The sequence below is a fragment of the Streptomyces odontomachi genome, assembly GCF_024435355.1.
Lineage (GTDB): Bacteria > Actinomycetota > Actinomycetes > Streptomycetales > Streptomycetaceae > Streptomyces > Streptomyces odontomachi.
This window is the reverse complement of sequence record NZ_JAMJWG010000022.1, coordinates 1-10,478: the sequence shown is the minus strand read 5'-3', so window position 1 is coordinate 10,478 and position 10,478 is coordinate 1. Positions and strand designations below refer to the sequence as shown.

The following is a 10,478-nucleotide window of genomic DNA, read 5'->3' as shown; positions in this document are numbered from 1 at the left end:
GTGTCCGGTACTTCCTACGGCGCGCAGTCAGCCGTTCTCGGCGAGCCACTTGGCCGCGATCTCACCGAGTTCGTGGTCGCGGCCCGCCAGCATCATGCGGATCATCTCGGCGTCACCGCGCAGCGACCACGCGGGGTGCCCGAAGGTCGCGGGGTTGTTCCTCTCGATGAGGAAGTGCGCGGGCCATGCGGTGCCGTAGCCGATCAGCGGCAGCGCCGCCGCATAGCGCTTTCGCCCGCGCGCCAGCCCGTAGGCGCTCACGGCCAGCCCCGTGAGCGTGCCCACCAGGTGCACCCATCGAGTGGCGGACTGGGAGTGCATCGCCACGTAGTAGGGCCAGAACTCTTCGTAAGAATCGAAAGTACGCGCCATGGGCGCACGGTAGTGCGTTCCGCGGCTCTGTACAGCCCTGGGTGCGCTGGATCACGCGCTGGGGATCCACGGCGGTGCCAGGACGGCCCGGCGCGGCCCGGAACAGCCCGGCACGGCCCGGGAAAGCCCGGGACCGCCGTGCGCCCCGGGCCTCGTCCGCAGGATCAGCGCCCGCCGTGGTCACCGGGCGTCAGCGACCGCCGAGAGATCGGGAAGTCGAAGTACGTGTCCGGGAACACCTCCGGCTGGTACGTGTAGTGCCACCACTCCTCCGGCAGGTTCACGAACCCCTGCGCGGACAGCGCGTCGCGCAGCAGGTCGCGGTTGGCCCGCTGGGTGCCGACGATCCGAGGGTCGTCGGTGTGCGCCAGGGTGTCGAAGCAGTCGAAGCCGGTTCCCATGTCGATCGAGTTGTCCGGGAAACGCTGGTCCTTGGGGCCGTAACAGGGTGCGAGCGGCTCCCCTGGCACGTAGGGGCGAGTGGGCAGGGCCGGCAGCCGTACCAGCGTCAGATCCATGGTGGAGCCGCGGCTGTGGCCGGACTTCTCCGCGATGTAGCCGTCCTCGAACAGCCTCGTCTTGTCGACATGCGGATAGAACTCCGCCTTCATGCGCTGGTCGTCGAGGTCCTTCGCCCATGCCACGAACCAGTCCACGGCACGCTGCGGCCGGTAGCAGTCGTACACCTTCAGGGAGTAGCCCTGGCGCAGCAGCTTCTGCTGGGCCTTGTGCAGCGCCGTGGCCGCGGCCCTGGTCAGGATGCACATCGGCTGGCGATAGCCGTCCACGGGGACGCCCGTGAAGTTGTGCGGCGTGATGTAGCGGATCTCCTGGAGGATGGTCGGATCGACGTCGCTGAGCGCCACGAACTCCCGCGGCGCCTTGGGCTCGGGGCGGGCCTGCGCAGGCGCCACCGCGCTGCCGAGGGCGAACAGGGCCGTCAGGGCGACGGTGATCCTGCGCAGCGCCGAGCCACGCCGTGCAGGCGCCCTGCGCACCGGTTCCGAGGCGCCCGGGCGGCTGCGCCGGGACGGAGCGAAAAGCATGGATCTTGTCATGCTCCCTGCTGTATCAGCAGCCCCGGGTGCCGCGGAAGACGTCGTGCAGATGATCAGATACAGTCCGCGGCGTGTCCGCAACTCATCAACCACACGCCAACCCCGCGCCGTTTTCGCATTGTTCGAGCTGCGGGGCGCCCTACCCGGGCGATGTGTCCGGCTGGCCCCGGACCTGCGCGTCCTGCGACCATGTCGCCTACCGCAACCCCCTGCCGGTCGCCGTGGCCCTCCAGCCCGTCTACGACCCCCAAGGCACCGCCCTCGTCGTCGTGACCCGCAGCATCGCCCCCGAACGCGGTGGCACGGCGCTGCCCGGCGGCTTCATCGACGATCGGGAGGACTGGCGGCATGCCGTCACCCGTGAGCTCAAGGAGGAGACGGGCATCTGCGTCGCCAGCCGCGACGTGCGCCTCGCCGACGCGATGAGCGCGCCCGATGGCCATCTGCTGCTGTTCGGCCTGCTGCCCGAACGCCCCGCGGCCGACCTGCCGGAACCGCGCCCGACGGACGAAACCGAGGGCTGGGACCTGCTGCGCAGGCCGGCGGAGCTGGCCTTCCCGCTGCACACGGCGGCTGTGCAGGCGTTCTTCGACGGCCGGTACATCTGAGGCCGGTACGAGTCCGGTACATCTGAGGCCGGTACGAGTCCGGTACATCTGAGGCCGGCACGACGGGGAACGGCTACGGGCCTGGCGGCTGGGACGTCTTCAGGTTGGTCGGCCGTGGTCGACAGGCCTGGGCGGCTATGGTCGGCAGGCATGGGCCTGCCGGGAAGGCCTCGGCCTGGTGGGTAGGCCTGCCTGCCGGGTAGGGCTGCCTGCCGGGTAGGGCTGCGGGCTCGGGGCTGTCCGGTGGGACGGGTCCGGCGAGGCTGGTGGGACGAGGCCCGGCGAGGCCCCGTTCACGGGCTCTCCGCTCACCCGGGGGGTCTGCCGACGTTCCGTCAGCTGCCGTGCCTTCATGGGCCGCTGGCGGGCTCGCCGAGGCCGTCCCAGGGGTCGCGGCCCGCAGGCTGCACAAGCCACCTCGCCAGATCCCCCATCAGATCCCCCGTATCCGCACCGGACGCCCCGCCTCACGCGGGCCGTCCGCCGTGTGGCGCTCCACGGTCACTCGGTCGCCGGCCCGGCGGACGACGTACCGTTCCACTTTGGCGTCCCTGCCTGACCCGCCTGCGTCGCCCCCGTCCCCGGGGCGCACGGCTTCGGGTATCACCACGCCACCGCCACGGCGGCCCGGGGCGGGCGCCCACGCCTCCAGTGCGATCACGCCGTCCTCGCCCAGCACCGGCACCACGGACCCGCCGCGCGCGAGGACCGGCACGTGCGCGAGCGGTGCGGCCAGGTCCACGCGGGCGGGGCCGTCGTACGACTGCCCGGTGCGGGTGTCGTACCAGCGGCCGGGTGGCAGCCGCACCTCGCGACGGTCCACGCCGGGCTCCAGTACCGGGGCCACCAGGAGAGCGTCACCGAGCAGGAACGCGTCCTCGCAGTCACGCAGCGCCCGGATCTCGGGGCTGCCCCACCACACCGGCCGCACCGGGGGTGCGCCGGTACGGCGGGCCAGCTGGGCCAGCGTCACGAAGTACGGGGTGAGACGGCGCCGTTCGGCGAACAGCACGCGCGCGTGCGCGACGATCTCGCTTCCCGGGACGGGTTCGCCCACCGGCAGCCCGGGGCCCCGGGTGCGCAGCAGCGGCAGATGGGCGGCCAGCTCCAGGCGGCGCACCTGGAGCTCCGACGAGCCGCCGGCACCGCCGTCCACCAGGTCGGGACCTGCGAACGGCACCCCGCACAGCCCGAGGCCCAGCACCACCGACAGTGCGGCACGCAGCCCTGGCCAGCCCGCCTCCACCGTGCCGCACCAGGTGCCCGCGTAGCGCTGCATGCCCGCCCAGCCGGAACGCGCGAGCAACAGCGGGCGCTCCTCGGGACGCAGCTTCGCCAGCGCCTCATGGGCGGCGCGCGCCATGGTGAGGCCGTAGACATTGTGCGCGGCGCGGTGGTCGCCGCCGTGGCCGTCCAGGGCGTGCCGTGCTGAACGCGGCAGCGTCGCATCACCGTAGGCGGCGTAGGCCACCGGCTCGTCCAGGGTGTGCCAGAACCCGGCGAACCCCTGGTCGAGCCACTCCCGGTAGTGCTCACCCCACCACTGGCGTGCCGTCGGATCGGTGAAGTCCGGGTACACCGACTCACCGTGGTGGCCCTCCCCGTGCACCGGCCGGCCCGCCGCGTCCGCGACGAAGACGCCGGCCGAGGTACCGCTCGTGAAGACCGCGTCGTCCCGGTCGGCGCGCACCGCGGGGGAGACGACCCCCACCAGCCGTACGCCGTCCTCACGCAGCTCCTTGGCCAGGCGCGGCAGCCCCTCCCCGGGCTCCTCCTCGGCGGTCGGCCGCCCCGCGTCCGGCGCCCGCTCCAGGTCCACGTGCACGGCGTCGAGCGGCAGACCGTGGGCACGGTGGCCGGCCACGACACGGCGCACCTCCGCCTCGCCGTCCGGCCCCCGCACCACATGGTGGTGGCCGAACGACCAGGCCGGTGGCGGTGCGGGCGGGCCGGTGAGCGACGCCCAGGCGTGCAGCACCCGCGCCGGGCTGCCCACCGCCACCCAGCAGCGCAGCGGGCCACCCTCCATGCGCAGCTCGGACGACCCCGCGCGATCGTGCCCGGAGCCTGCGCCCTCCTCGCCTTCTCGCAGGGTCACCGCGCCGTCCCAGGTGGTGTCATGGAACACCAGGTGCGTCCCGGCATCGGCCACCACGATCTGCACCGGCATCGTGATGTGCAGCGGATCGTCCTGCGGCCCGTACGCCGTCTGCGGGTCGGCGTTCCACAGCCGGTACGTGCCGTCCCGTAGCCGCGGCCCGCAGGACCGGCCGCCCAGACCGAAGAAGCGGGCGTCGGCGGCGACCCGGGAACGCTGCACCCAGCGTGCCTCGCCCCCGCCCACCGGCTCCCACCAGCGCGGCGGCTGGTCGTGGCGGAGCCGCACCCCGCCCGGGGTGTACACGTCCATCGCACCGTGCCGGGACACCGCGACCGTGACCCGCTCGGCCACCACGCGCCAGCCGCCGGCCGTGTCCGGTTCCAGCGACGCACGCGGGTCCGGCTCGGGCGCGCTACCCGCCAGCGCGTACGACGGCAACGGTCCCGCGCCCTCCCAGCCCCAGAACAGCGCCCCGCCGGCCATCACGGTGATGCGCAGCGCGGATCGCTCGAAATGGACGACGCCGCCGCCCGGGCCGGGCTTCACCCGCGTCACCTGGCCGGGCACCCGGGCCCGCTCCGGGCCACGCTCCGGCAGACCGGCACCGTCCGTACGGTGCCGGCGCCATGTGGCGCGCATCATCCGCAGTCCGCGCGCCGGCCCCGCCCTGCGGACCGCCTGCATCGAACGCACCAGGTCACGACCGTCCATGGTGATCACCCTGCCATTCGCGCGGGCACACAGGGGCGTCGTTCAACTGCCGTTCACCCACGGTGCGGTCACATCTTCATGAACGGGACCGCGCAAGGGGAGCATCGGGATCGCGCACGGATGCATACGGGCACCCGGACGTGTTCCCCGCACACCCCCGAGCGCGCCCGGACATGTCGCCGGGACACGTCCGCGTGCACGCCGGGCTGTGTGTTTCCACCCTGGCGTGGCAGTCGATCACATGGCATCGTCCCAGTCACTGCATCCCGCGCACACCCGTCGTGCACGGCACGGCGCACCCGACGCGTCACCCTTGGGAGCCGCCCCATGACCGCCACGAATCCCGCCCCGCTCTGGAAGCCCGACGACGACACCGTCGAGCAGGCGAACGTCACCCGCTTCCAGGCCTGGGCCGCGCACCGGCACGGCGCCCCGGAGGGCGGCGGCTACCCGGCGCTGCACCGGTGGTCAGTGGAGTCGCTCGAACCCTTCTGGGCAGCCGTCGTCGAGTGGTTCGACGTCCGCTTCAGCACGCCGTACACCCGCGTGCTGGCCGACCGGACGATGCCCGGCGCCCAGTGGTTCCCCGGCGCCACCGTGAACTACGCCGAGCACGCCCTGCGCGCCGCGGACAGCCGCCCCGACGAGCCCGCCATCGTGCACGTCGACGAGCGCCACGAGCCGGGCACCATCAGCTGGTCCGAGCTTCGCCGGCAGGTCGGCTCACTCGCCGCCGAACTGCATGCGCTCGGCGTGCGCCCCGGCGACCGCGTCAGCGGCTACCTCCCGAACATTCCGCACGCCGCCATCGCCCTCCTCGCCACCGCGGCGGTCGGCGCGGTCTGGACCTCCTGCTCCCCGGACTTCGGGGCCCGCAGCGTGCTGGACCGCTTCCAGCAGGTCGAACCGGTGGTCCTGTTCACCATCGACGGATACCGCTACGGCGGAAAGGACCACGACCGCAGGGACGTCGTCGACGAGCTCCGTCGCGAGCTGCCCAGCCTGCGCGCCGTGGTCCACGTCCCGCTGATGGGCACACCCGCGCCCGAGGACGCCCTGGAGTGGTCGGCCCTGACCGCCGGGGACACGGCGCCCGTCTTCGAGCAGGTCCCCTTCGACCACCCGCTGTGGGTGCTCTACTCCTCCGGCACCACCGGGCTGCCCAAGGCCATCGTGCAGTCCCAGGGCGGCATCCTCCTGGAGCACCTCAAGCAGCTCGGCCTGCACTGCAACCTCGGGCCCGGTGACCGCTTCTTCTGGTACACGTCCACCGGCTGGATGATGTGGAACTTCCTCGTCTCCGGCCTGCTCACGGGCACCACGGTGGTGCTCTACGACGGCAGCCCCGGGTACCCGGACACCGGCGCCCAGTGGCGGGTCGCAGCGCGCACCGGCGCCACCCTCTACGGCACTTCGGCCGCCTACGTGATGGCGTGCCGCAAGGCGGACGTCCACCCCGGGCGCGATCACGACCTGTCACGGATCCGCTGCGTGGCCACCACCGGGTCACCCCTGCCGCCGGACGGGTTCCGCTGGCTGCACGACGAGTGCGGCGAGAAGTGGATCGCCTCCGTCAGCGGCGGCACCGACGTCTGCTCGTGCTTCGCGGGCGCCGTCGCCACCCTCCCCGTGCACATCGGGGAACTCCAGGCCGCCTGTCTCGGCACCGACCTACAGGCGTGGGATCCGCAGGGCCGGCCGGTCCTGGACGAGGTCGGCGAACTGGTGGTCACCCAGCCCATGCCGTCCATGCCGATCCGCTTCTGGAACGACCCGGACGGCCAGCGCTACCACGACAGCTACTTCGACACCTACCCGGGCGTGTGGCGCCACGGCGACTGGATCACGATCACCCCCCGCGGCTCCGTCGTCATTCACGGCCGCTCCGACTCCACCCTGAACCGGCAGGGCGTCCGGATGGGCTCCGCCGACATCTACGAGGTCGTCGAACGCCTCCCGGAGATCCGGGAATCCCTGGTCATCGGCATCGAGCAGCCCGACGGCGGCTACTGGATGCCACTCTTCGTCCACCTGGCGCCGTCCGCCGTCCTCGACGACGCGCTGCGTGACCGCATCAAGCAGACCATCCGTACGAACCTCTCCCCGAGGCACGTTCCCGACGAGGTCATCGAGGCCCCCGGCGTCCCGCACACCCTCACCGGCAAGCGCATCGAGGTACCGGTCAAACGCCTCCTCCAAGGCGTCCCGATGGACAAGGCGGTCAACCCCGGCTCCGTCGACAGCATCGAGCTGCTCCGCTTCTACGAGGGCCTGGCGCGGCCGCGATCCTGACCGGGCGCGGGGGATCCCCAGGACCGGGACCGGCCCCCGGGACCGGGACGGAGCCCGAGATGCGCGACCGAAGCACGAAGCCCGAAGCCCGGGGGACCGCCCCGCGGAGGCCGCTGCCGACCCCTGCCGCGGCCGCCCGAACCACCGTTGTCAGTGCCGACCGTTACGGTGAGTGAGCATTGATCGACTGTGCAGAGGGGGAACCATGGCGTACACCGAGCTTGCCCGCATGCAGCAGCTCCTGCACCGCGAAATGGCCGGCACGATCGCACTGCTCACCGACGAGGAGGACTTCACGGCGATGCGGAGCTACCGCAGCTTCGCCTTCGACGACCACCACGCCTATCTCCAACAGATCGAGACCCTGCTCCACGCCCTCACCTCGGAGGGCCGGCACACCTCCCTGGCCCTCTTCGACCCCGCGGAGTACGAGGACTTCTGCACCCGAGCGGGCCTTGATCCCGACGCGCAGGCCAGCCGCGGCCGCTTCACCGCCGAGCTGGCCGCCACCGGCGCCACCATCGCCTACGACGGCCGACCGCTGGCCCAGCTGGTCCCGGACCTGGTGACAGCAGCCTTACGCCAGGCCACCTGGCAGTACGCGACGACCCTGCTGGCCGGCATCGGCACCTGCGCCACCTGCGGGGAGGACATCGGCTGGTCCTCCTTCACCCGCGCCTGCGACCTCGTCCTCCGCGTACTCGACCGAGCCGGCCCCGGCACGCACCATCTCGTGTGCAGCGCCGCCACCCCGGCTGACACCCTGCTCTCCGCGCTCGACGTCGCCGACGACGAGCACGGCCGGGCGCACCTGGACGAGTCCGCGATCCGCGCCTTCGCCACCGTCCTGGCCACGGGCATCGCCAGCCGGACCACGGGCGGCCTGGTGGTGCGGACCATCCGGCCGGGCGTGCCGGACCGGGTCTACGGCTGGCGGCTGGAAAGCTGGCAGTTACGCCCCCTGACCGAGGCCGAGGTCTTCGACGCCTACTGCACGGACGTGGAATCCGGCGACCTGGTCCCCCCGGAGTCCGGCGTCGACTACGTGCTGCCCCCGGATCTCGGACCGGACGAGCCCCCGGCGGGCCATCCCCACTGAACTACGTACGGACCCGCCCGCGCACCGGACCCGCTGCCTTCGCGCGCGCCTCTCGCACGCCCCGGCCGGGCCCCGGGCGGGGTGCGGCCCGGTTCAACCCGCCACCGGGGACATGGCGACCCGTCGCCGGATCACTCCCCGGACAGCACGGCGTGCGCCGCGCCGCGTGCTTCGCTCGCGGTGTCCGCGGCCCGTGCTGCGGCCGCGGCACGCTCGCACTGCGCCAGCGTGTACGTGGCCAGCGTGGTGCGGACATAGGGGAGGGACGCCGCGGTCATCGACAGGGAGGTGACCCCGAGCCCCGTCAGTACGCAGGCCAGCAGCGGATCCGACGCCGCCTCGCCGCACACCCCGCAGCTCTTGCTCTCGGCCCGTGCGGCCTCCGCGGACAGTGCGACCAGATCGAGCAGTGCGGGGTGCCAGGGATCCTGCCACTGCGACACGGCTCCGACCTGGCGGTCGGCCGCGAAGGTGTACTGAGCGAGATCATTGGTGCCCAGGGAGAGGAACTCCACCTCCTGGAGGATCGAGCGGGCCCGCAGGGCCGCCGACGGAATCTCCACCATCGCCCCCGCCTTGGCATGCAGTCCCGCCGCACGGCAGGCATCCGCAAACGCCTTGGCATCGGTCCGGTCGGCCACCATCGGCGCCATCACCTCCAGGTGGACGGGCAACCCCTCCGAGGCCCTGGCCAGCGCGGAGAGCTGGGTGTGCAGCACCTCGGGATGCTCCAGCAGCGTCCGCAGGCCACGCACACCCAGCGCCGGGTTGGGCTCGTCCCCCGGGGTAAGGAAGTCCAGCGGCTTGTCCGCCCCCGCGTCCAGTACCCGCACCACGACCCGCCCCTCGGGAAACGCTTCGAGCACGGACCGGTACGCCTGGAGCTGCTTCTCCTCCGACGGTGCCGTGGCGCTGTCATCGAGGAAGAGGAACTCGGTACGGAACAGGCCCACGCCTTCGGCACCCGCCTCCACAGCTGCGGGCACGTCCTCGGGGCCACCGATGTTGGCCAGCAGCGGCACCTTGTGACCGTCCGAGGTCGCTCCGGGACCCGCCGAAGCAGCCATCTCGGCACGCCGCTTCGCCGCTGACGCGCGCATCCGCTCCGCATGCTCCGTACTCGGTTCCGGAAAGACCTCGCCCGAGCTGCCGTCGACGGCGATGACCATCCCCTCGGCCAGCTCGGTCGCACCGCGCAGGGCCACGACCGCCGGCACGCCCAGCGCCCGCGCCAGGATCGCGCTGTGGCTGGTGGGCCCACCCTCCTCGGTGACGAAGCCGAGCACCAGGGAGGGGTCGAGCAGCGCGGTGTCGGCCGGTGCGAGATCGCGAGCGATGAGGACGTACGGCTGCTCGCTGTCCGGCACCCCCGGCATCGGAACCCCGAGCAGCCGGGCGACGATACGGTTGCGCACATCGTCCAGGTCCGCGATCCGCCCCGCCAGGTACTCGCCCGCACCGGCCAGCAGGTCACGGTAGGTGGCGAACGCGTCGTAGACGGCGCGCTCCGCCGTGCTGCCCACGCTGATGCGGCGCTCCACGTCGGCCCGCAGCTCCGGATCCTGGGCCATCAGGGCCTGCGCCTCGAGCACCGCCTGGGCCTCGCCGCCGGCCAGGTTGCCGCGCGCCGTCAGATCGGCGGCGACCGCCTCGACGGCCTGACGGGCGCGCCCCTTCTCACGCTCCACGTCCTCTGCGGGGATCTGCTTCGCCGGCGGTTCGAGTACGGCGGTGCCCATGTGCCGGACCTCGCCGATCGCCACGCCATGGCTCACCCCGACGCCTCGCAGCGTTGTCTCCATGTCACCGTCCCCTTTACCCGTGTCCACTACGTACCCGTGTCCACCTGTGTATCTGTGTCCACCCGTGCCCGGTCAAAGCGGCAGACCCGGCCGCCACGGTGCTGCCTGCGTCGTCGAGGCCAGGCGCCGCGCGGCCCATCCCGTGGAACGGGGATGACGCAGGCCCGGGGTGCACGGTACGCGCCGCTCAGCAGGGTAGATCATGAGAAGTCCCGGTTTCTCATGAGAGGTCCCGGTTGGCTGTCTAGGAGTGCCGCAGAAACGATTTGCACCCATCGGACGGCGGCTGTACAGTTGATTCCCTGTTCGGAGCCAGGCGACGTGAAGCGCCGAGGTTCCACGACATCCAGTAGTCAGATCCTAACTTTCCGACGCGGCCCGCCATGCCTGCGAGGCGGTGGGCCGAGGCCGGGAAATTAGCTGATACAGTGGATT

Annotated in this window: 7 protein-coding genes; 3 read left to right on the top strand and 4 right to left on the bottom strand. The window is 72.3% G+C overall.

The genetic code is table 11. The features are described 5' to 3' along the window. Positions 1 to 27: 27 nt before the first annotated feature. Positions 28 to 372, bottom strand: a complete 345-nt coding sequence (locus tag NQO67_RS33980; RefSeq protein WP_255954243.1) for an Mpo1-like protein — start codon at positions 370 to 372, stop codon at positions 28 to 30. A gap of 164 nt (positions 373 to 536) precedes the next feature. Continuing rightward, on the bottom strand, positions 537 to 1,430 hold the full coding sequence (locus NQO67_RS33975; RefSeq protein ID WP_255954241.1) for a M15 family metallopeptidase: 894 nt from the start codon (positions 1,428 to 1,430) through the stop codon (positions 537 to 539). Between the two features lie 71 nt (positions 1,431 to 1,501). Between NQO67_RS33975 and NQO67_RS33970 the strand changes: the two genes are divergently transcribed. After that, the gene (locus tag NQO67_RS33970) at positions 1,502 to 2,038 is read left to right on the top strand and encodes an NUDIX domain-containing protein (protein WP_255954240.1); all 537 of its coding nucleotides are present in this window, start codon (positions 1,502 to 1,504) and stop codon (positions 2,036 to 2,038) included. A gap of 433 nt (positions 2,039 to 2,471) precedes the next feature. Here the strand turns inward: NQO67_RS33970 and NQO67_RS33965 are convergent, their stop codons facing one another. Further along, entirely contained in the window at positions 2,472 to 4,850 is a 2,379-nt protein-coding gene (locus tag NQO67_RS33965) for a glycoside hydrolase family 31 protein (protein ID WP_255954239.1), read from the bottom strand. A gap of 327 nt (positions 4,851 to 5,177) precedes the next feature. On the opposite strand from NQO67_RS33965, the gene NQO67_RS33960 reads away from it, so the two are divergent. Together NQO67_RS33960 and NQO67_RS33955 are read left to right on the top strand one after the other, a co-directional pair. Beyond that, entirely contained in the window at positions 5,178 to 7,142 is a 1,965-nt protein-coding gene (locus tag NQO67_RS33960) for an acetoacetate--CoA ligase (RefSeq protein ID WP_255954237.1), read from the top strand. A gap of 205 nt (positions 7,143 to 7,347) precedes the next feature. After that, the gene (locus NQO67_RS33955) at positions 7,348 to 8,241 is read left to right on the top strand and encodes a DUF8829 domain-containing protein (protein ID WP_255954235.1); all 894 of its coding nucleotides are present in this window, start codon (positions 7,348 to 7,350) and stop codon (positions 8,239 to 8,241) included. Between the two features lie 131 nt (positions 8,242 to 8,372). On the opposite strand, the gene ptsP is transcribed toward NQO67_RS33955, so the two are convergent. Next, positions 8,373 to 10,043 (bottom strand): phosphoenolpyruvate--protein phosphotransferase, encoded by a 1,671-nt coding sequence (gene ptsP, locus NQO67_RS33950; protein ID WP_255954234.1) that lies wholly within the window; start codon positions 10,041 to 10,043, stop codon positions 8,373 to 8,375. Between the last annotated feature and the right edge of the window lie 435 nt (positions 10,044 to 10,478).

What these genes read in the sequence shown, in the direction of transcription:
- NQO67_RS33960 (WP_255954237.1), top strand. Translation starts at nt 5,178, where the DNA reads ATGACCGCCACGAATCCCGCCCCGCTCTGGAAGCCCGACGACGACACC.
- NQO67_RS33980 (WP_255954243.1), bottom strand. Translation starts at nt 372, where the DNA reads ATGGCGCGTACTTTCGATTCTTACGAAGAGTTCTGGCCCTACTACGTG.
- NQO67_RS33955 (WP_255954235.1), top strand. Translation starts at nt 7,348, where the DNA reads ATGGCGTACACCGAGCTTGCCCGCATGCAGCAGCTCCTGCACCGCGAA.
- NQO67_RS33965 (WP_255954239.1), bottom strand. Translation starts at nt 4,850, where the DNA reads ATGGACGGTCGTGACCTGGTGCGTTCGATGCAGGCGGTCCGCAGGGCG.
- NQO67_RS33975 (WP_255954241.1), bottom strand. Translation starts at nt 1,430, where the DNA reads ATGACAAGATCCATGCTTTTCGCTCCGTCCCGGCGCAGCCGCCCGGGC.
- ptsP (WP_255954234.1), bottom strand. Translation starts at nt 10,043, where the DNA reads ATGGAGACAACGCTGCGAGGCGTCGGGGTGAGCCATGGCGTGGCGATC.